Source organism: Pseudoalteromonas sp. TB64, from assembly GCF_000498095.1.
GTDB lineage: Bacteria > Pseudomonadota > Gammaproteobacteria > Enterobacterales > Alteromonadaceae > Pseudoalteromonas.
This window is the reverse complement of record NZ_AUTQ01000053.1, coordinates 1-22,689: the sequence shown is the minus strand read 5'-3', so window position 1 is coordinate 22,689 and position 22,689 is coordinate 1. Positions and strand designations below refer to the sequence as shown.

The window sequence follows — 22,689 nt, the reverse complement described above, 5'->3', positions numbered from 1 at the left end:
AGCTGCGATTAGCGTTGTGTATCCACATATGAACTCAATTGGTGGCGACAGCTTTTGGCTTATCGATAACCCAAACCAAAAAACGCCCACTGCTATTGACGCCTGCGGCCGCGCAGCAACTAATACAACGGCCTATAACACGCTCACGCAAATACCAGAGCGCGGCGGATTAAGCGCACTAACTCAAGCGGGTACAATACGCGGTTGGCAAAAAGCGCTTGAACTAGATGAGCACGCAGCACTACCACTGTTAAACATTTTAGCACCCGCTATTGAGCTTGCTCGCGAGGGCTTTACCGTTACAAAAAGCTTGCAAGCAGGCTGCGAAAAGCTAGCCGCTGCTAACAATACTAATAACGCGTTTAAAAACCTCTACATACCCAATGGCAAGCCCTTACAAGCAGGTCAACATTTTAAAAACCCTAAACTTGCTGCAACGTTTGAATACCTAGCAAAACATGGTTTAAACGCATTTTATGAAGGCGCACTTGCTAACTCATTTGCCGCCGACTTAGCAAAAGCAGGCAGCTCAATCACCGCAGGTGATATTGCAAATACAAAAGCTGAGGTAGTTACTGCGCTAAATGCTAACTTATCAGGTATTGATTGCTACAACTTACCCGCGCCAACACAGGGCGTGCATTCACTACAAATAATTGGTGCCGTAAATAAGTTAAAGCATTTAGCTAAAACCGATGCCGACTGGACGCACTTAATTGTTGAGGCAACTAAACAAAGCTTTACGCATCGCCCTACCCTTTGGGCTGATCCTGAAGTATTAAGGGATGATTATAAAAACGCACTAACTGATGATCGCTTAAGTGAACTTGCTAACAATATTGATATGAGTAAAGCCAAAAAATGGCCATTTAACGCAGAGCCTGGCGATACAGTGTGGATGGCAGCAAAAGATAAAAACGGGCAATTAGTAAGTTTTATCCAAAGTATTTATTGGGAGTTTGGCAGCGGAATATTAATGAGCGAAGGCGGTTTTGTGTGGAATAACCGAGGTTTAAGCTTTAGTTTAAGCAATGAAGATATTGATGCGAGTAACAATATTAACGCCCTTACGCCAAATAAAAAGCCGGCTCATACACTTAACCCAGCAATGGCAAAGTTTAGCGATGGTCGTCGCCTTGCTTACGGAACAATGGGCGGAGAAGGGCAACCACAAACCCAAGCCGCTGTTTTTACAGGTTATGCATGGCGAAATAAGTCAATAAACCAAGCAATTAGCGACCCTCGGTGGTTACTTGGAAGAACATGGGGCGATACAAGTACAAATTTAAAAATTGAAGAAAGTTTAGCGTCTCATATAGAACATGAATTAAATCAACGTGACCACGATTGGGTAAGCGTTGATAATAATAACGAGATGATGGGGCACGCTGGGGCTATTTTAGATACACCTACAAGCCTTGAAGCTGCAACAGATCCTCGTTCAAATGGACGTGCAACAGTAACTACAGCAGGAACACAATGTCAGAAATAATTAACCAATGGCCAATAGTAGTGGCCTTAATAGCAACCGGTATTTTTGCTGGTATTTTAGCAGGACTATTTGGCGTAGGCGGCGGTATTGTTATCGTGCCTGTACTGTACTTCCTGCTACAAGGTTTTGGCGTAAGCCCAGAGTCGGCAATGATGATAGCAACCGCCACATCACTTGCCACTATAGTACCTACCTCGCTTTCATCTATTCGCTCGCATCATAGCAAAGGGAATATTGACCTTGCACTAATAAAATACTGGGCACCGTTTATATTAGTTATGGCGGTAGTCGGTAGTATTATTGCTCATTCCGTTCGCGGTAACGCATTAGTGCTCATGTTTGCCTGCATTGCCATTTTGGTAAGCCTTAATATGTTATTTAGAGCCGGCGCACCCGCGCTTGTAAAACAACTGCCAGGTAAATTTGGTCAAGGCGTTATGGCAAGTATTGTAGGTGGTTTGTCGGTAATGATTGGCATAGGCGGCGGTACTATTGGCGTACCTATGCTAAACGCATTTAATGTACGCGCCCATGTTGCAGTAGGTACTGCGGCCGTTTTTGGTTTATTGATTGCACTACCGGGTGTTATTACCTTATTAAGTATTGGCACAACACCAACCGATGCTCCCCTAGGTACATGGGGGTTGGTTAACCTCCCTGCCTTTTTTCTTATTATTCCGCTGACTATTTTATTTGCGCCTATTGGCGTAAAAATTGGTAGCAAGCTGGATCAAAAACAACTAAAACGCGCTTTTGCCGTTGTCTTAATGATAACCGGCATTCGCATGCTCATTCAGACTCTGGGAGCCTAAAATATGTTTAATAACACGCAAGTTCAAACCTTAAACCCACCACAGCGTTTATTAATGGGACCAGGTCCTATTAATGCAGATCCTCGTGTTTTACGTGCTATGTCGGCGCAACTTATAGGTCAATACGACCCAGTAATGACCGGTTTTATGAACGAAACCATGGCGCGTTACCGCGAAATTTTTAAAACTAAAAACGAATGGACCATGCTAATAGATGGCACATCGCGCGCAGGGATCGAAGCCGTATTATGCTCAATTTTACGCCCAGGCGATAAAGTACTAGTGCCAATTATGGGGCGCTTTGGGCATTTACTGGCTGAAATAGCAGAACGCGTTGGCGCAAAGGTACACACAATAGAAGTACCGTGGGGCGAAGTATTTACCCCCGAACAAATCGAAAAAGCCATTGTTGATGTAAAACCCCATGTACTTGCCATGGTACAAGGCGATACATCCACCACCATGAACCAACCTCTTGAGCATATTGGCGATATTTGCCAAAAGCACGATGTACTATTTTATTGCGATGCCACCGCATCTATTGTGGGTAACGAACTTCCTNCCTGCCGATGAGTGGAAACTCGATGCACTTTCTGTTGGCCTACAAAAGTGTTTAGGCGGTCCTTCTGGGTCAGCGCCATTAACACTAAGCGACAAATGCGCTGAGTGGATCCAAAAACGTAAAAAGGTAGAAGCTGGTATTCGCACAGCCGATCATATCGACGGCACAGAGCCCTTTGTGCGCTCTAACTATTTTGATTTAGGTATGATCATGAATTACTGGGGAGAGGAGCGCCTAAATCATCATACCGAAGCCACCAGCATGCTGTATTGCGCCTCAGAATGCGCCCGCATAGTAATTGAAGAAGGCGTAGATAACTGCGTAGCGCGCCACAAATTACATGGCGATGCCATGCTAACGGGCATTCAAGCACTGGGCTTAAATGTATTTGGCGATTTAACGCATAAAATGAACAACGTACTGGGTGTTTATATACCCGAGGGCATTAATGCCGATCACGTACGCGGACAAATGCTAACCGATTTTGGAATAGAAATTGGCACCTCGTTTGGACCACTTCATGGCAAAATTTGGCGTATTGGCACTATGGGCTACAACGCCCGAAAAGATACCGTACTACAAACACTTGCCAGCCTAGACGCTTGCTTGCATGCCAATGGCTACAAANCCGCCATTGCCGCCCTCGCTCACTATAAATAAAAAAAGGATTTAGCATGACGATTGTAAGCCCCCTTTTAAAGCCTTTGTTAAACAAAGAACTTGCTGATGAATACGCAACACGCGCTTTATCTCGCTGTAAAACCCTCAGCACACTATCGCAAATGCAAGGTGGTATTCACCGCGTGTACTTATCAAAAGAGCACAAAGAGTGTAACGCCGTTACTGCATCATGGATGGTTGAGGCAGGCATGCAATCGTGGCAAGACGAAGTGGGCAACCTTTGGGGGCGACTAAAATCATCAAACCCACATGCTAAACGTTTAATTATAGGATCACACCTCGACACAGTTCCAAATGCAGGTGCGTTTGATGGTGTTTTAGGTGTACTACTAGGGATAGAAATTGCAGCACTTGCAAATAAGCTTAAGCTCGACCTGCCCTTTCATTTAGATGTAGTGGGCTTTTGCGATGAAGAAGGCACCCGCTTTGCCACAACTTTAATTGGCTCAAAAGCCCTCGCTAACGAATTTGACCCACAGTGGCTAAACATTGAAGACACAAACGGCATAACTATGCGCCAAGCCATGCTCGACTTTGGCTTAAATCCCAACGACTACGCAAAAACCGCACTAAATAAAAGCGAATTACTAGCTTACTGGGAAACTCATATAGAGCAAGGTCCGGTACTCGAATCGGTAAATCAGGCGTTAGGCGTTGTAACGGCCATTGCAGGGGCAAAGCGCGCCATGCTTACCCTAACAGGCCAAAGCGGTCATGCAGGCACTACGCCTATGAACTTACGTCAGGATTCGTTAGCAGGCTGCGCCGAATTAGTAACCGAAATTGAAAAACTAGCAAACAATGCTAAAAATGGCGAAGTTGCAACCGTAGGGCAAATACAATCTCGCCCCGGTGCAACAAACGTGATTGCAGGTAAAACAACCATAAGCCTAGACGCACGTGCACAAAGCGACACCGATCTCGCTAATTTACTAAGCGCCATACAAAGCAGCGCTCAATCTATAGCAAGCAAACGCAATTTAACACTCGATTGGCAATGGACGCATGCCGCTGATGCCGTTGCGTGCGACACCACTATTCAACATTTATTCACCAATGCATGCAAACTCAATAACCAAGCATCGCCTTCACTTGCCTCAGGCGCTGGGCACGATGCAATGGCAATCGCTCCTATTTGCCCCGTTGGCATGTTATTTATACGCAGCCCAGGCGGTATAAGCCATCACCCAGCAGAAGCGGTTATAGACCGCGATGTAACAAAGGCACTCAGTGTAATGTACAGCGCGCTCGTACTTTATGTAAAAGGGTTTGAGTAATTTTAAGCAAGGGAATAGCTATAAACTTTATTGATGAGGTACTTGGTTGTATGTATTTAAAATAAAGGCACTTATTTTAAATACATACATAAACAATTATATCGCTAAGCGAGCAGCTAGGCTTCTCAAAGGGTCAGCTAACATTACTAGCGCTAAACAAAACATGATTAAAAACCCGCTTTGTTTTTTCCTGTTAGGGTGTTTTTTTACCATTAAGTAAAGCGATATAATTACTGATATAAAAATTACAAACATGAACCAAAAGCCTAAAAACAGCTCAATCACATCTGCAATACCATAAGGCTCATTGGGCTCTAAATACATAGAGTTATAAAAGCAATAACGAAATAATGGCATTAATATAAACGATATAAGATTAAGCCATACTAAAATTTTAATGATTCGCATCCTGCTAACTTCTCCCTATGTAGTAATCAACTAATTACCTTGAGTACAATCAAAAATACAAGACGTAAATACAAGTGATAGGTAAATCACAAAAAATACTTTTTTATACAAAGTCATCGCTAGCTCACTATCATCATTCATTTTTAATAAACTTTAAATTAAACATAAGAGATTTTTTCAAAATAAATCATTACTACAAGCTAAATTAAGTTTGCTAGTGTGCTGATAAACGAAGCAGTCAACCGTATATGCGCATTCTTAAACAGCTTACGTTACGTTTATTGTGCGGTTCTTTGTTCAGCTAAACTTAAACGTTTATGTGAGCTGTAAACATACTGCTTTGCGTTATTTATAATTAAATATGCATCTATTTCTACAGAAATTAACGTTGAAACTGGATAGATTTCTAAAATGCCAATATCGCCAATACTGGCAGATAAAAGCGCTATTTTACGATTTGCAAAAAAACTGGCGTTTTGATCACGAATATCACCATTAACATACAGCTTTATCCCTCTAATCCATGAGTTAACAACGTTAATATCGTGCCCTTTAACTTTGAACTGAAACTCTTTTCTCATATTAAAACTCCATTTATTGAAAACATATAACACTTTGCCAAGCACTAATGAATGGCTATAATTGCGAGTAACAAGCTAAAATCAGCGAGTAAATAATCAGCTACTTAGCCATTACGTTTTTTGCTAGCCCCTTGCCAAAGATAGAGTCTGTTTAAATACATTAAAACTAAAACAAAAGGTATAGGAAGAATTAGCAAGACAGAAATTAAAACATTAGGAGTGTCTGGTGAATTAACTAATGTAAAAACAATAGAAGACAACCCAAAAAACAAGCCCCATTTTAACCATAAAGGTTTCATTGTTTTTGCACTCTTCTCAAGGGAATTATTTAATAACTGAGCCGCTGAAAAAAAACCAAGCCCTCCTGTAACAACACTAAAAACAATACCAAAAAATCGAGTGTAGTCACCTATAAACAGCAATATTATACTAAAAATAGACCCATATATTAAAAATAAACCAGGGACAAAAAACACTAATACAAAAATTATAGTAAACAATGTCTTCATAAGCTTTCCTTAGCAATTAACGGGGTGTATTAAGCCTAAAAGTGGTTTGTCATAATTTGTGGCACTCTCTACGGCTTAGTTTAAAGTGCTTCTTATATTTTACGTTAGAGCTACGATTATAAATATTAAAACTTGAATTTAGCACAATACTAATAATGCGCAGCTCCAATAAGGTGTGATTTTTTAAGTTATCTATCCCGAAATTAATGCAGGTAAAACGATCCAAAGAGAAAAAAACCAACATCGCAATACTCAATAATGCCTCACGGTTATTTTAATTATTCAAATTCAGTTAAGTAATAATGCAATGCTCTGCCTTGATATTCCAATAAAATAAGCAATACAATAATCACAAATGGCAAAAAGAAAAGCCTGACCCTGACGAGCTACTAAAAAGTCAACACACTCTTATACTATATGAGCAGGCTAATTTTAAAGAGCTCCACCCATAACTTTGCCCTTTTGAAAATTTTACTCTCATACTTACCAAATGATCTTCATTTCTCCACGACAGACCATTTTGAATCAAACTCGGTGTATTCCTATGAACAGTTACATTTGAAATATGCTCGTCGTGCTCAAATATCAGAGATTGATTTCTGTTATAAAACAAAACGATAACTAACGCCTCACCTAGCATTGCTTTAAGCCCTTTTACTAAATTACTTTGTGGTGCATTAACAAGTTGATAAGCAATTTTATCTGAGATGAATTCTAAAGCTTCTCGATGATCTAATTTATTATCTTTAAAATCTTTTTTTGCCTCATTAACAAGTGAGGAAAGATGCCTCTGATCGAGATTAAAATAAGTTGAACTCATTATTTTACCAATCCCCGGATTTTTACAGTTAATTTCTCCCGTATTTTTAGCCATAGCTTTAAGCGAAATAGGCTCAGTAACATATTTTCCAGACACATTAAGCAAAAGCTCTAAATCAGCGGTATCTAATCGGTTTTTTAAATAGTTTTCAGGAACTAGCTCTATTGATTCGATAGTGTGTGACCCATACTTATCGATGATAAAATTAGCTAATTCTTTAGTAGCTTGTACCACCGATAAAAGAATATCATCTAGATCTTTATTCGGGACATTTTCCGCATATGTATTAAACATATTAATGAAATTATTTTTATCAACTTGCCTTATAGCATCATTATCACTGAGAAACTGGAAATAAAAAATGGCTTCAGCACATTTTCCAATGGCATTGCTATCACGGGATTTAATGTCAATGAGCATCCTGTTAGAGATAGCATTTTTAAAAAGTGAAATTGAATTTCTATTCTCCGAAACTGTAGTGTCTTTATCTGAGGATTTTGCAAAGCTGGTCGCCAGCTTGATTGAACTTGTAGGGTTACTTTCAAACTTAAAGCGAAGTAGCAGTGTTATTTTATCAGAGCTAATACCAAGAGAATTCATCCCGACTTTTGATATACTGACCTTTTTGATGCTACCAATTTTAACTAAAAATTCTTCTACTCTGAGCAGCTCGTCATCTCGGTATCGTGTGACTACATTAAATGAGTCAGTCATAAATAAAGTATTAAAAGCACTCTCAATTGAGCCGCTATTACTGTTGTACTCTTTTAAAAATAAAAAAAAGCATTTCTCTCTTAATTCATAAAGTAACCGCGACCGATATTTGTCTATGTTTTTTTCGAATTTTGAGTAGTTACATCGTACAATTTTCTTTAAATCACGAATCGACATTAAAGGATCAGGTTGTACACCCACAGTGGTAATAATACCTTCTAAGTAATCACGATAAACATCCTCAAAATCTTTATTAAATTCAGTTTGTAAATCTAAAGAGCCAAAGTATTTTTCAATAAAACTTTTCGCCCCTAAATTTTTAGGCTGTATTAGTTGATTATTTTTTATTTTGTATAAGTTAACTAATACAGTTTCGCCTCCAGGTTTAACTAAAGTTAAATCTGAGTGTTGATCTGGTCTTTCATATTCAAACTTGCTAATTACGGATTCAAATGTAGGCTGCTTATCAATAATATATAATGCTGTCGCGCCACTAATTGAACTTTTATCAGGCATTAATTCTCCTTGTAAATATTCATTTAATGCTTGAGCAACTTTAATTACATGCTTGTCACCAATCTGCCTTGGTTTATAAAAGTGCATAGTTTAATTTCCATTAAAGATAATATTACTACTGAAATTATGCTCAATGAGATAATATTAAGATGAATATACTCGTTATTTTCTAACTTGTTAATATTCATATCAAGGTATATTGTTATTCAGGGTTGTCATCGGGGTATATATATTTTCTGTGTTCCATTTGATGAAACCACTGTCGTTCTGATTAAAAATGAAATGTCGAATTCATGAGTTAACAACGTTAGTATCATGCCCTTTAGCTGTTGAACTGAAACTCTTTTTTCATCTTAAAACTCCATTTACTGAAAACGTATGGCATTTTTACAAGCAACAATAATAATTAGAATTAATACTATCCTAATTTTAGCTATGGTTAAATAACAGACAAAAGTGAGCGGAGATGTAATTTGTTAATTTTAGCCATTGTCGATTTTTTATGTTGTTACTTTATACCGCTCATATTTTTTATAATGCTCTGTGCATTTCATTAAGCTTGCAGCTTTTAACATGTGCTTCCAAAATTTAACTCCAGGGCTAATATTGTTTACCATTACACCGTCCAACTCCTCCATAGCCAGACGTAATTCATTTACAGATAAATACTCTAAAAAATCCTCTTCGCAATAACCAAAATCCGACTCTATGATACTAGATGGTAAAAGTGTATATGCTGCTAGTAACTCAACTGATATCAACGCCCAATTATGAATTGTACTCATAACTCTCCTCGCAACATAGCGAGTAAGTATATTAACCCGCTTTTTATTTGTGCTTATTGATAAACAAAACATAGCCGGATTTCTATTTTGGTTCAATCGTTTACTGTATTTCACACAGAATATAAAAACGGGTTTAGTCGTATTTTAATTGATTTCTAGAAGAGCTAATAGCCATTTCATTAGTATAAAACGGCTTATAAACCCCTGTAGAGCGAAAGCATAGTTTATAGTTTATTCGATGGCGATAACTTTGAATGGTTAAAACTTTAATTCTGATTGAGGCAAGATTTGCCCATTTTTTAGGTTATACGTGAGGCTTATTAAGCAGTTATATTAAGCCTGTATGTACCAATATTTTAACGTTCTAACGCTGCAAATACAGACAAACCTATTTGTTCTGCAAGTTTAGCTGGAACGGCATTACCTAGCTGCCTCATGACTTCTCCCCACGAGCCTTCAAAAATATAATCATCTGGAAAAGCCTGAATTCTTGCACTTTCGCGAACAGTATAATATCTAACACTACCATCCTCATAACGAATCATATTCTCTCCACCAGGCACTCCATGCGCCCCTGCTTTAAGTGCTTTTGATGGCTCATCTATATAGCTTCCGGTATGACCAGGGTAAATTTTAGCCCCACTTTTAAAAACATGCTGATTATAGTTACTCGCATCTTTATGTTCGCAATCTGGTAAATCATATAAAGCATCGCGTACTGTTACCCAAGGTAGGCTTTGTGGTTTTAATAAATGATATTTTTTTCGAATATTATCCACCTTTTTTAACATTTTACCTGCTGCTATTTGGATAGGTAAGTTATGCCGTGTCCAATAATCACCCGAAATCCATTTATCCCAAATTAAAGATTCTTCTGAGTGGGTAGGTTTAGGAAAGGTCCAATCAGGGTCAATGTCTGAGCGAAAGCCAATAAAAAAGAGACGTTCTCGTTTTTGAGGAACACCATAATCAGCTGCATTAACAAGTTTGCAGGTTACTTTATATTCGAGAGGGTGGTCAGTGTGCGCGTTATGGCGCTCTAATCTAGACTTGTGCTTTTCCCAAGGCTCATTGATATTTTTTGTAACCGAAGGATATTGAAGCTGTAAAGTAATATACTCTAAATAAGCAGAAAATGACTTTCTCATCAGCCCCTTAACATTTTCAAATATAAAAGCTTTTGGTCTTTTTTCACGAATTGCTCTGATTGCTTGAGGAAACATATCTCTGGAGTCTTCATTTCCTTTAGCTTTACCACCCAAGGAGAAAGGCTGGCAAGGTGGACCTCCAGCTATTAAATCAATACCGCCGGTCACTTTCTTATAATCAAAATTTACGACACTGCCTTCATACAAATGTCTTCCAAAATCAAATACACTATTTGCTCGAATTGTTTTGCAAGCGTTTTTATTTAGCTCAACGATCGCTTTATGATGAAAGCCACTTTTAACCAAACCAAGCGCTAATCCCCCGCCACCTGAAAAAAGCTCAATAGAATTCATATAAACCTTAAACTGTTTTATTCAAAGCTAAATAATAACATTTGCCTTGCCATGAAATATGTAAAAGTAGACTTTAAAATAATATTCCACTGTATTTACAATAAATAACCCTCTACGTTTGGCTTCTATTTTTTTTCAGAGGGCATTATCCAGAGGTTACCTGTAAAATAAATATCGGCTTTAAAGACGGTTATGATACTTTTAAAACCTTTAAGTATTAAGATTATTGTTAGTTTAAAACGCCATGTATTGTTACCCACATAATACAAAGGAAAAAATAGACATACTTTACTATTTTAACGGAGAACAAAGATGAAATTTTTATTTAGTTTATTGACTATCTTCTTAGTCTTTTTTTATGGGTGGGTTTATTTTTATGTTCCAGAGTTGATTGAACTATCCAGAGCAGCTGAAATAGAGTTCGCTCAAGTACAACTATTAATTATTAACTTTAGTTATCAATTACATTCTCCATATTCCATTTTTTACACACTATTACCTTTAGGGTTATTTTTAATCACTATTTTATTATTTCACAAAAATAAACGTGAAAATAATACAGAGCTAAAACACAGCAAGCCATGGATAGTTTGGCTAAGTAGAGCCTTTATTTTATTGTGTGTAGGTGTAATGGTTATCATCATATATGGATCAGTATTATGGGTTCAAAAAATCTGAATTTAGATACATAACCTTTAGCTTAGTAAAAATCAAAGAGCGTACCTTCTTTGATTTTAAACACGGCAATCATCGTAAAAAAGTTCGTACACATAAGGAACATAATAATCGTTTATTTTATCGAGCTCGCTATCTTCAAAATTGATTCGATGATTAATGATTTATCTGGTATTGCGCAGGCTAAACTAAAATATAAAGACATATTTATTCTCTTACCTACTATACGATAAGCTTTAAAATATGAAGATAGTTGGTTCATAACACCTACGTTATAACGAGCCTAAAATTAACCCATCTTTAATTTATTTTTATTAAGAAATAAACCATAGCCGAGCCCCTCTTTTGGTTCAATAGTTTCTGTAATTAGCAAATAATAAGCAGGTAACAAACAGCCCACGCATGATGCTAATTATGAATGCAGTTTAAATTAGTATTGGTTGAAATTAGACTCGTTTTTCACCAACAAAAAATAATATTAAAGCATTACATATTTTAATTTTTTTAATTACAATGCACTCCTATATACCGCCTCATCATTTCGCTGAAGTAAGGATTTTAGTAATGCTCAGTTTTTCAAAAAAATTATATTTAGGGTTTTCATTTGTTTTGATCCTATTAGCTTCAGTTAGTATCACAAGTTACGTTGCTCTAACCTCAGCTTCTAGCGGCTTTGGTGATTATAGATCTTTAGCACGGGCTGCTAATGCGGTCGGACGAGTGCAAGCAAATATGTTGATGGTACGTATGAGTATGAAAGACTTTATTGCTTCTTCTGACGAAAAAGATAAACAAAGTTTTGACTCCTATTTTAGCAAAACGGAACAATTCATTACTGAGGCTACCACTTTAATTAAAAATCCAGAGCAATCGAAAAAGATTAAACAAGTTGATGTTTTACTAAATCAATACAATCTTGCTTTTGAGAAAGTTGTTACTTTGAAAAAAGAACGAAATAAATTGGTTAACGACGTATTAAACGTAAAGGGAGCTTTAATTGAAGAAAATTTGACGAAAATGCTTATTTCGGCAAAAAATGATGGGGATATTTCGGCGGCTTATAACGCCTCTTTAGCAACACGAAATTTATTGTTAGCACGTGTATATGCGTTAAAATTTTTAGCCTCTAATATGCAAAGTGATGCGGAACGTGTAGTAAAAGAATTTGCTGATATGAAAGCCACATTAAGCATATTGAATAGTGAGTTAAAAAACCCTGAACGCAGAGCACAGCTGGAAAAAACAATTGAAAACAGTACGGTATACCAACAAGCTTTTGACGATGTAGTGAACGAGATATACAACCGTAATAATATTATTAACCAAACATTAAATCGTATTGGGCCAATCATTGCAAAAATGACAGAAGAGCTTAAATTATCAATAAAAGAAGCTCAAGATACTTTAGGTCCAAAATTACAACAAAGTAATGCTACAGCTGTGATATTAGTTGAAGTGATTGCCGTTATTGCTATTTTATTCGGTATTTTTATTGCTGTGTTTATTACACGCTCAACCCTTGCTAGCTTAGGTGGTGACCCAGCGGTTGTAACAAATATTGTTAGACGAGTATCAAAAGGAGATCTAGCAACAGATTTACCAAATAATAATGAATTAGATACAAGCCTATATGCGGCTGTTCGTGAAATGGTTAAAAGTTTACAAAGCAAAGCCGGACTAGCTCGTAAAATTGCTGATGGCGATCTCTCTGCAAAAGTCACATTAGCATCAGATAAAGATATTTTAGGGCAAGCATTACAGGATATGGTTAAAAACCTAAATTCTATATTAGCTAACATTCAAAGCGCAGGGGATCAAATTGCGGCAGGTAGTTCACAAGTATCTAATTTTAGTCACGCCCTTGCCGATGGTGCAAACCAACAAAAAGACAACTTACAAACAATTGCTGCTGCCTTAGAACAATTATCAGTACAAACAAGTGAAAATGCACTCAGCGCAAAAGAGGCTAATAATTTTTTGCTAAAATATGAAACAAAGCAAAACCTAGCAAATTGCTTTTAGTCCAGCTCGGTTGGTTTTTAAGGTGCAGTTTACTCATAATTATTGCGAATAAATGCCCATACTGCAGCTATTTCTCCACTATACCAATATTCACAACCATCAGCAGGATTCCATAAAATAGCTGATGATTTTTCAGCTACCCAACCCAGTAAATTGCCAACACTGTCATCCCCAAACCACAATATACTTTCAAATTTAGCTGGATACCACTCTTGCTCCCTAAGCCACTTATTTAGAGTAATTACACCGCACCTATCGGGATCAATATCGTTGAGTGGTAAAACAAACCAAACTCCAACTTCATCTTTAAAACCATTGGGTAAATAACGTCTAATCTCAGTTGGGAATTATCACTAATATCCACAATGCACCTATTAAGGCTGTAAAATAATTTCAACAGCCAAACTTAACTAAAAAAAGAGTTTATAGAATCAACGCTAAGCGTTTTTAAAGCATTAGGCAATACATTCTAAAACCATAAAGCAGGCTGTTTCCCTTAAAAAAGCAATTCTACGGTCTCAACTTCTTGTTACTTTTACCACGTTTTTTGGCTAGATAAAAACAACCTAAACCGATTACAAATACAATACCTGATGCATTACTGCCATTTAGGAATGCAATAGTGCTGCTTAAAAGTATTACGATTGAAATAAAGTATAAAGAATAACTAGAAAATAAGCCTTTTCCTTTACTCGCTTTACCAAATAATAATGACAATGAAACCAACAAAAGCGGAAAAGCAACAACAATACTTAGAATAAATAATGCTTCATCATCGCCAACGTAAGTCATGAAAAAAATACTACCAGAAAAAAGCAAACATAAAATACCAATAAATACTCTGGCATTACTTGAAACTTCTCTTGTTAAATCATGCGGGTTTGGTCTAAACACATAAATCCTTGTAAAACGTAATGAGCTGTAGATAAACTCGTTTTTAATTTATTCATTATTTGCTTTTTATTAGTAAACAAACCATAGCCGAGTTCCTATTTTGGTTCAATAAATTGCTATATGTTTAAGCAGAATGTAAAAAGAGTTTGCTGTTGTTTTAATAAGCTTTTTGGAAAGAACTACTAATTTTTTAGCGGCTTTTATTGAGATTAAAAGGATCTACCCTTCTTTAGTACATCGTGTTTTGCAACTTTTCTATATTATGAACAAGGTAGTACATTTACCATTGCGTATTCACTTTAGCTTGACCCTGTAAGATCAGCTAAATACTTCAAAAAAGAACAGTACTTTTTACTGTGATATTCGGCTGGTTGTAAACATAATACCTTTACTGAAGATCTAGCACTCACCACCTTATTAATTAACTATTTAAGTAATATCTTATTCAAAACCCAAATCATGAAAAACGCCCGACACTTTATTTTCATTGAATCGCCACGGTGGTAGGCCAAGCCAAATGCTTAACAATTTAGTATCACCACTATAAGCGTTGACCGAAAACATTGTTTTTTCTAGGTGGCTATTTTCTATATACGTAGTGGGATTTATAAACACTGTTTGCATAGGGATAAAAAACCAGCTATCAATAAGTGCATGCTGCTTACCAGAATAGCGAAAGTTATGACCACTCATAAAAAAAATACTTAGGGTTATAAATGTTAATGCTATTTTTAACCCAATATGACCTTTTTGTTTTAGTTTAGGAAGCACAAAACATAATAACCAACAAAACAAAAATAGCGCCAACGCCAGCCACTGAGAGACATTAGAAGGTTTGACAATCACTTCTAGGGCATCACTACCACCTGCAAAAAAAATTGGCACCTGCACACTAGCAATAAGTAAAAATGCTACCATTGAAACACAAATAAAAAGTGCGATAGATACAACCGATTGCTTGTTCATTAGTATTTAAACCCTATACCGACAACATTAGTATTGTTTTTACTTGGAGCTGGGCGCGTAATAGATTTCCCCTTTACCATCAATAAGGAAGAATTGCTGCCATCTAAAAATATAGCGTTGTAAGCTGTCTTATTATGCCCTTCCCTCAAGAATATCTATTACATTTTTATTTCCCATTGCATTCGACAAAGCGAAGGCAGATTCACTAATATAAGCACCACTTTTAACAAGAAATGATATTAGATCCACGCTCTCAGGAATTAGTAATAATGATTGATGTAGTGGATTTATACCCTCACTATTATAAATATCTAAATTTGCACCCGCTTGGGCAAACAACTTAACAGTAGTAAAATCATTATTTCTTATGGCGTAATGAATTGGTGCGTTGCCGTAAACATCAACTGCATTTACATTAACCCCTTTTGAAAGTAGTAACTTAATTAACTGTTCATCAGCTATTTTGCCTATAAATATCGTAGCTTGATGAAGTAGGTTCCATTGCTCTGTCTCGGTTGTATTTTCAAAAGAAAGTCCATTTAAGAAACACCTTTCTAAAAAAATAGCATTCCCTTTGTTAATTGCTTTAACAACATCTCGGTTACTGAACTCAAACACGACCTCTCCTGAGATATAACGCCATTATCTTTATTGCGATTAGAAGTTATTGTTAGTAGTACTTACCACCACTTATCAAGTTGTTTCATTTTGTTATAAATTTCAGATAACTCTATTGAGCAACTAGTACTTTTAAGTGTAAATGACCCAACACCTAAACTATCTTTAGATTGAATCTCAGTAACTAATTCTATACCCGATTTAGTAAATGAAATTAGTGGATTGTTACTCAAATCATTTAGAGTAATAATCCCTGACTCTTGTTCTTGTAGTTTCAAAATAGAGTCATGAAATTTATCCCATACACTGCATTCAACCCAGCACTTTTTAACCGTGAGATTTACGCTTTGAAAAGGCATATTCCAAGACACTATTATATCAAACGCTACGGATGGCAATCGGTCTGTAGCGTCGGTAACATCAAGTTGTACTTCAAGTTCATTGTTACGGATTAAATTGAACATACTTCCCCAGTACTGCTAACGCCTTTTAATGCTTTGTTAGGTATACTTTGCTATTAAATAAATCCCAAGCACAATAACCAACCAAAAAAGATTACTATAAGTTAGATCATGTCTTTTTCTAGGTTTGATATGGGTTGGATAAACTACTTCCCACTTTTTACTATTTGCACAGTCTAATAATATTTTGGGTGTTACCGCAATACGATTAACTTTCTTATTAGGTGGTTTAAACAAAAAACTCCAAGCATTTACGCCTTCATCGTTACTATGGAAATACCAAAGATAACCATCCATATTTACGCTAAAGTTTAAAGTATACTTATCAATCAATTTAGAAAAATCATCACCTTCAATACCAAGCTCATTAAATAGATCAGTGTTTAGATCTAGTTTAACGTTATCAACTACACATTCACTTTCTATTAGGTTAAATATTTGCTCAATTGTAACCACGGTATACCTAATACCTCACCAAGAGGAAAATAATAATGAGTTAAAATTAGCGACAAAGGATAAAAACCAACTGCTATATAACTTTAACCCCAAGCCAATAATCCACCAAAACTTATCGAAACAATACAACCTATAATAATAAAAAGAGTCCGTTTGGAACCTTGAAAATATTTAAAACCAAATCTTTGAGATATTGATATACCAAAATAGATTATTACACATCCCAATAAGCTCATATCACCCATTATTGCCATTAGTATTGATGCTACTACAAAAAGACTAGCGATAACCTTTAGGAGCCGCTTATCTATTTTATGATTCGATGCTTTCATATTTTGCTCATATAACAAGCCTTTAGATTAACTCGTTTTTTTATTATTTTTATTGATAAACAAACCATAGCCGAGTTCCTATTTTGATTCAATAAATTGCTATATGTTTAAGCAGCATATAAAAAGAGTTTGCTGTTGTTTTAATTAGTATTTTTTAAGGTATTGCTGGTGTTTAAGTGGTTTTATTCAAGTTAAAAGGGCTTACCCTTCTTAATACATCGTGTTTTGCAGCTTTTCTATATTATGAACAAGTGTAAAGATTGGGTCTAATTAACCTGTTCGTTGCAATTACGATTTTTTACGTCAACCACCATTTTTTAAGCTGCTTTTATAAGACTGCTTTAAAAGCCTTTTTAAATATTACATGAACTATTTACAGGACTCACCGTTGAGTAGACCATTTTTATAGCTTTTATGGTTTTAACACTACCATCAGGCTTCTTCTCAATAAACTACCGCTCTTTTTTACCATGGCGATAATATTCAATAACCTCTCTACCACTTTTTGTATAGCGACGAATCTGCTTGTCATGGAGCTTACCGTTTGCATCATAATTTTGATAACTAATATAAGGATTTTTATATTCATAGTAGCGGCTTTGTTCAAACCACTCGCCTACTTTATTTCCATTACTATAATTGCCTTTTAAAATAATTTCTCCTCGCTCGTCTACCTCAATATAAGGACCATGAAGTACTCCTTTTTTATAAAAGCACTCTTTATAAGCAGTTTCATTTAAGTACCTTTGTTTATCAAATCGAGAATAGTAGCGACCGATGTATTGTCGGTTCGTATCTTTACTTCCAGCCGATTCATATTCTTCTATCAAAACTCGTTCTGTGCCTGCATAGGTAAGTGATTTAACCCAACCACCATCTCTAGACTTATGATATTCTCGTTCAATATCGTTCTTATCGTAATTGATCCATTTAACGGTGTCGCCATGTTTACTTTTATAAACAATGACCGATTCCTTTAATTTACCTGACTCATCCCAATACTTTGCTGGGCTAGCTCTAAATGCTTTCCCGTATGTTTTTTGGCTCTTAATGTTGCCATTTTCATAGTATTCTAACCAAGTCCCAGCACGTTTACCTTGGTTGAAAAATTGAACCTGTTTAAGCGCTCCTGATTTATATTTGAGCTCTTTTTTATTATATTTTACGTTTTCTACGGTTGTTATATTCTTTTCTTTATCCGTATAGGTAGTGGCATTTACCTGACACGAAATAAAAGTTAACAGGCAGGCTAATATTGATAATCTCATTTTATGTTCCTTACTTTAAGGATGTAAATAACAGGCGATTTCGAAAAAAGCGTAGGTGATCTCGAAATCGATCATTATTTCAATTTAATATTGACCGACTCTAAATACTCTTCCAACCAATAAGCTTAGAATAAATAGTATGTAGACCATCCATGCGTGAATAATATCTAAGACGTTATGAAATAGGCTGTCGTAATGTTTGTTCTGATCAATAAGAACTTTAGTCAGCTTGTTATCGTCGCGGTTAATTTTAGTTATAATCCCATTGATTGAGTAATCATCTACCTCAAGCAAGGTTTCAGAAATATTTTTAACTGATGAAACAGCAGGTAAAGTCTCTACTAAGCGATAAGAGTTTTTCGTATTACTTTGTAAATATTTATCTGTAGGTTGAATAATGTAAAAGTCGTTGCTTAAGAGTTCTGGCTTGAAGGAATTTAGGCGTCTGTAGTTAGGACCAACTGCAATACCATTACTCTTTGCAACTTGTTCAGCACCTTGTTTTAAAAGTACATCAGTAATCACGTCCTTTTGTTCATCAATAAAACTTTTAAAAATTCTCTGTTTTTCGTTAAATAGCGTATAGCTAGAAAAATCCTCTATTGGCGTCTTTAATTTGTACTTTTTAGTTAGGTACTCCTTTAACGCTTGGCTATTTTCATCCAAAACATACTTTTGTTTTAATTCATATTTTGCTTCAAGATAACAGATCTCCAATAAAAGTTTGAAATAGTAACTTTGTGGAAAAGAAGTAACGTAATGAATAAAGAGTGACTTTCTTTGAATTTTTGAATAGTTAGGATCATCTCGAAAATAATGATAAGGGCTCTCCAGCATTCTTCTAGTCTTTAAAGATACGATGGTCATAATCAGCTCTCGTGTATATTGGATCTGTTCAATCATCGCGATTCTTTGATTAATTTGGCTTAGATCAATGTCGTGCTTCCATACCTTTGGGACTATCGTGTTATAGTCTGGAAACTTATCAATATTTGGGAGCAAGCTGAGGTTATTGACGGCAACTTCTTGATTCTCTACTAACGGATAATTCCGAAATTCTTCTATGCTATTAAACTCACGCTGTAGTTTATGAACAAAGAGTTGATTTACAAAATCGCCAACTTTGTCGGTTACGTCTATGTTGTACAATGTGAAAAATAGTGGAAAAAACATAAATAAGAAAAGGTAGGTGTAGCGTTTATTATGATCAACGACCCGCTCTATAGTGGTCTCTTTAGGTTCTTCTTCATTATTATAAGCAGGGTCGTCAAAATACTTTCCGTTTAAACTTAATACAGAAATAACTTTTCCATCTGAGCCTTTACTTTCGTCTAAGAGTCCTTCAATACTTATCTCTACATCTTCACCAATTAGATCTCTTAAAGGAGTCGTAAAGTTTTTAAAATTTATGTAGTAAGGACCCAAATGATAGCTTAATCCTTGTCCTCGCAAACGTCCGGTCAACTTCACTCTAAATTTTTTACTAAGATCGGTTTTATAAAAAGGTTTAGGGAAAATCCAGAACATAAATATAGTGAACGCTAAAAGTAGAATACTCGCTGCAATTAGGTCGTTATTAACAAAAAAGTAAGCCACGAGTAACCCCGCAACTAAAAAGCTTGGAATGCGTCGCTTATCTATGTGTGCACGACAGTATTCATCGTAAGTGACTTGTATGTCAGTTTCTTCAAGATGATATTGTGTCTGACCTATTTTGTCTAAATCTCGATGGCTAATAATATTAAAAGAGTCATCAATAGAAACAGCAAGCGCTCCCCGCTGGCGGGCCGGAAGTATAAACTCAATAGTATTATTCTCATCAATACAAAATTTAAGCTGTTTAACAATATCGATGTCAATTTCAAATCGCTCAAAGAAGCGGCGAAGCCGAGCTGGCTTTCCCCACTTTTTATCTCGGATAAGAAAGGGACTAAAGCTGNGCCATAAAAATCTGACATAGCTGCAGCTTCAGCCTTCGTTAACAGACGTTCAGGGGCTATCTCTTTGAGTTTTTCATCTAGAAACTCTAAATAGTGAGCACGTTCAATTTTGTCTGCATTGATGATGTTATAGAAGCTAACGTAAACATAAAATATCTTTAAAACGACAACAATGAAAATAAAGAGGTAAAGCAAACCGATCATGCACTAACTGCCTTGTAAGATTATTATAATATCAAAATGTTAAGGTTGTTTTTCTGAATTAACATTGAAGGACACCACTTACACCACTTTATTAGAAGCCATTAAACGGCACTTGTGATATTTTTTCGAGAAAATCGAGCTATCTATTTTTACTTTTATCTTGTCAATGTAGCTCAGCTTTTTACGTGATTCATTTTTATAAAATTCACTTAACTTACTTATATTATTATAATTTAAGTAAAAATTATAATGGGTGTCATCCTAATTTGCATTTTAAGGATGTAAATAACAAGCGATATCGAAAAAGCGTAGGTGATCTCAAAATCGATTATTATTTCAATTTAATATTGACCGAGTTTAAGTACTCTTCCTGCAAATAAGCCCAGAAGAAATAGTATGTAGGTCACCCCTGAGTGAATAATATCTAAGACGTTATGAAATAGGCTGCCGTAATGTTTGTTCTGATAAAAATGAACTTTAGTGAGCTTTTTATCGTCGCGGCTAATTTTACTTATAATCCCATTGATTGAGTAATCATCTACCTCAAGCAAGGTTTCAGAAATATTTTTAACTGAAGAAACAGCAGGTAGAGTCTCTGCTAAACTATAAAAGTTTTTCGTATTACTTTGTGAATATTTATCTGTAGGGCGAATAATGTAAAAGTCATCTCTTAAGAGTGTTGGTTTAAAGGGATTTAGGCGTCTGTAATTAGGACCAAATGTAATACCATTACTCTTTGCAACTTGCTCATCACCTTGTTTTAAAAGCTCATCAATAATCACGTTCTTTTGCTCATTAATAAAACCTTTAAAAATTTTCTGTTTTTCGTTGAGTAACGTATTGCTAGAAAGCTTCTCTATTAGCGTCTTGTATTTGTATTTTTTAGTTAGGTATTCCCTTAACATTTGGCTATTCTCATCCAAAACATACTTTTGTCCAAATTCCAGTTCATACTTTGCTTCAACGTAACAGATCTCCAATAAAAGCTTAAAATAGTAACTTTCTGGAAAAGAAGTCGCGTAATGAACAAATAGTGATTTTTTTTGAAGTTTTGAATAGTTAGGATCATCTCGAAAGTAACGATAAGGGCTTTGACTCATATTACTCGTTTTTGAAGAGATAATGGTCATAAATAACTCTTTCGTATATTGGATTTGTCCAATCAAAGCTATTCTCTCGTTGATTTGGCTTAGATCAATATCATGCTTCCACCCCGTGGGGACTAACGTGTTATGACCTGGAAACTTATCAATATTAGGAAGCAAACTGAGGTTATTAACGACAACCTCTTGATTTACTACTAACGGGTAATTTCGAAATTCTTCTAAGCCATTAAACTCTCGCTGCAGCTCGCGGACAGAAAGTTGAGTGACTAAATCATCGAGGTTATTGCTCATGTCAGTGGTCGTCAACGTATAAAAAAACGGGAAAAGCATAAATAAAAAAAGATAAGCGAAGCGTTTCTTGCGATTAACTTCTCGTTCTAAAATACTCCCTTTGAATTCTTCTTTTTTACTATAAGCAGCATGGTTGAAATATTTACCGTTTAAACTCAATACAGAAATTACTTTTGCGTCTCTCCCCTCCTCTAAAAGCCCCTCAATGGTTATTTCTTTGGCTTCACCGATCATATCCTTTAAACGAGCCGTAAAATTATTCAAATTTATATAATAAGGGCCTAAACGGTAACTACCAGCTTGCCCTCGCAAACGACCAGTCAGCTTCACTCTAAATTTTTTACTAAAATCGGTTTTATAAAAAGGTCTAGGTAAAACCCAACCAATAAAAATAACAAACACTAAAAATAGAATAATGCCTGCAATTAAGGTGTTATCAACAAAGGGGTAAGCCATAAGCAATAGCGCTACAAATAAGCTTGGAATGCGACGTTTATCTATGTTTGCACGACAGTATTCATCGTAAGTGACTTGTACATCCGTTTCCTCAAGGTGGTATTGTGTTTGACCTATTTTGTCTAAATCTCGATGACTAACAACATTAAAGGAGTCATCAATAGATACGGCAAGGGCTCCCCGTTGGCGGGCCGGAAGTATAAACTCGACCGTATTATTCTCATCAATACAAAATTCAAGCTGTTTAACAATATCGATGTCGATCTCAAAGCGCTCAAAGAAACGACGAAGCCGAGCTGGCTTCCCCCACTTTTTATCTCGAATAAGAAAAGGACCAAAGC

The 22,689-nt window shown here is 36.0% G+C and carries 21 protein-coding genes and 1 pseudogene; 6 read left to right on the top strand and 16 right to left on the bottom strand.

Features of this window, described 5'->3' with window-relative positions; translation table 11 throughout:
- The 4 genes and pseudogenes from L647_RS0101820 to L647_RS0101805 all read left to right on the top strand — a co-directional run.
- Window positions 1-1,492 (top strand): gamma-glutamyltransferase (locus tag L647_RS0101820; protein ID WP_024609682.1); only part of this gene is annotated, 1,492 nt, incomplete at its 5' end.
- Window positions 1,480-2,304 (top strand): sulfite exporter TauE/SafE family protein, encoded by an 825-nt coding sequence (locus L647_RS0101815; protein ID WP_024609681.1) that lies wholly within the window; start codon window positions 1,480-1,482, stop codon window positions 2,302-2,304. The genes L647_RS0101820 and L647_RS0101815, both read left to right, overlap by 13 nt.
- Before the next feature lie 3 nt (window positions 2,305-2,307).
- Window positions 2,308-3,526 (top strand): annotated as a pseudogene (locus L647_RS01000000123460) (alanine--glyoxylate aminotransferase family protein).
- A gap of 14 nt (window positions 3,527-3,540) precedes the next feature.
- Complete coding sequence (locus tag L647_RS0101805; protein ID WP_024609680.1) at window positions 3,541-4,824, top strand: allantoate amidohydrolase; 1,284 nt, start codon at window positions 3,541-3,543, stop codon at window positions 4,822-4,824.
- Window positions 4,825-4,920: 96 nt separating this feature from the next.
- On the opposite strand, the gene L647_RS0101800 is transcribed toward L647_RS0101805, so the two are convergent.
- The 6 genes from L647_RS0101800 to L647_RS0101775 all read right to left on the bottom strand — a co-directional run bounded on the left by L647_RS0101800 (window position 4,921) and on the right by L647_RS0101775 (window position 10,659).
- On the bottom strand, window positions 4,921-5,232 hold the full coding sequence (locus L647_RS0101800; RefSeq protein ID WP_024609679.1) for a hypothetical protein: 312 nt from the start codon (window positions 5,230-5,232) through the stop codon (window positions 4,921-4,923).
- A gap of 278 nt (window positions 5,233-5,510) precedes the next feature.
- Window positions 5,511-5,813, bottom strand: coding sequence for a hypothetical protein (locus tag L647_RS0101795; RefSeq protein WP_024609678.1), 303 nt, complete (start codon window positions 5,811-5,813; stop codon window positions 5,511-5,513).
- Between the two features lie 104 nt (window positions 5,814-5,917).
- Window positions 5,918-6,322: a hypothetical protein gene (locus tag L647_RS0101790; RefSeq protein ID WP_024609677.1), complete on the bottom strand. Its 405-nt coding sequence runs from the start codon at window positions 6,320-6,322 to the stop codon at window positions 5,918-5,920.
- A gap of 397 nt (window positions 6,323-6,719) precedes the next feature.
- Complete coding sequence (locus tag L647_RS0101785) at window positions 6,720-8,459, bottom strand: hypothetical protein (protein WP_024609676.1); 1,740 nt, start codon at window positions 8,457-8,459, stop codon at window positions 6,720-6,722.
- A gap of 413 nt (window positions 8,460-8,872) precedes the next feature.
- On the bottom strand, window positions 8,873-9,157 hold the full coding sequence (locus L647_RS0101780; protein WP_024609675.1) for a hypothetical protein: 285 nt from the start codon (window positions 9,155-9,157) through the stop codon (window positions 8,873-8,875).
- Window positions 9,158-9,513: 356 nt separating this feature from the next.
- A complete protein-coding gene (locus L647_RS0101775) occupies window positions 9,514-10,659 on the bottom strand; it encodes a DNA cytosine methyltransferase (RefSeq protein WP_024609674.1) in 1,146 nt (381 codons plus the stop codon).
- A gap of 312 nt (window positions 10,660-10,971) precedes the next feature.
- On the opposite strand from L647_RS0101775, the gene L647_RS0101770 reads away from it, so the two are divergent.
- Window positions 10,972-11,337, top strand: a complete 366-nt coding sequence (locus L647_RS0101770) for a hypothetical protein (protein WP_024609673.1) — start codon at window positions 10,972-10,974, stop codon at window positions 11,335-11,337.
- A gap of 510 nt (window positions 11,338-11,847) precedes the next feature.
- The gene (locus tag L647_RS0101760) at window positions 11,848-13,356 is read left to right on the top strand and encodes an MCP four helix bundle domain-containing protein (protein ID WP_139015417.1); all 1,509 of its coding nucleotides are present in this window, start codon (window positions 11,848-11,850) and stop codon (window positions 13,354-13,356) included.
- Window positions 13,357-13,385: 29 nt separating this feature from the next.
- Here the strand turns inward: L647_RS0101760 and L647_RS1000000125970 are convergent, their stop codons facing one another.
- The 10 genes from L647_RS1000000125970 to L647_RS1000000125965 all read right to left on the bottom strand — a co-directional run.
- Entirely contained in the window at window positions 13,386-13,538 is a 153-nt protein-coding gene (locus L647_RS1000000125970) for a hypothetical protein (protein ID WP_158001057.1), read from the bottom strand.
- A gap of 328 nt (window positions 13,539-13,866) precedes the next feature.
- Window positions 13,867-14,250, bottom strand: coding sequence for a hypothetical protein (locus L647_RS0101750; protein WP_024609671.1), 384 nt, complete (start codon window positions 14,248-14,250; stop codon window positions 13,867-13,869).
- 441 nt (window positions 14,251-14,691) lie between these two features.
- Window positions 14,692-15,216: a hypothetical protein gene (locus L647_RS0101745; protein WP_024609670.1), complete on the bottom strand. Its 525-nt coding sequence runs from the start codon at window positions 15,214-15,216 to the stop codon at window positions 14,692-14,694.
- 132 nt (window positions 15,217-15,348) lie between these two features.
- Window positions 15,349-15,834: an ankyrin repeat domain-containing protein gene (locus tag L647_RS0101740; RefSeq protein WP_024609669.1), complete on the bottom strand. Its 486-nt coding sequence runs from the start codon at window positions 15,832-15,834 to the stop codon at window positions 15,349-15,351.
- A gap of 62 nt (window positions 15,835-15,896) precedes the next feature.
- On the bottom strand, window positions 15,897-16,298 hold the full coding sequence (locus L647_RS0101735; RefSeq protein ID WP_024609668.1) for a hypothetical protein: 402 nt from the start codon (window positions 16,296-16,298) through the stop codon (window positions 15,897-15,899).
- 36 nt (window positions 16,299-16,334) lie between these two features.
- The gene (locus L647_RS0101730) at window positions 16,335-16,751 is read right to left on the bottom strand and encodes a DUF1493 family protein (RefSeq protein ID WP_024609667.1); all 417 of its coding nucleotides are present in this window, start codon (window positions 16,749-16,751) and stop codon (window positions 16,335-16,337) included.
- Between the two features lie 83 nt (window positions 16,752-16,834).
- Window positions 16,835-17,083 carry a hypothetical protein gene (locus L647_RS0101725; RefSeq protein ID WP_024609666.1) on the bottom strand — a complete coding sequence of 83 codons (249 nt, stop codon included), beginning with the start codon at window positions 17,081-17,083 and terminating at the stop codon, window positions 16,835-16,837.
- A gap of 452 nt (window positions 17,084-17,535) precedes the next feature.
- Window positions 17,536-18,351: a hypothetical protein gene (locus L647_RS0101720; RefSeq protein WP_024609665.1), complete on the bottom strand. Its 816-nt coding sequence runs from the start codon at window positions 18,349-18,351 to the stop codon at window positions 17,536-17,538.
- Window positions 18,352-18,435: 84 nt separating this feature from the next.
- Window positions 18,436-19,947, bottom strand: a complete 1,512-nt coding sequence (locus L647_RS0101715; protein ID WP_024609664.1) for a hypothetical protein — start codon at window positions 19,945-19,947, stop codon at window positions 18,436-18,438.
- An 889-nt stretch (window positions 19,948-20,836) separates the two neighbouring features.
- A partial coding sequence (locus L647_RS1000000125965; RefSeq protein ID WP_033024201.1) for a hypothetical protein occupies window positions 20,837-22,689 on the bottom strand: 1,853 nt, incomplete at its 5' end.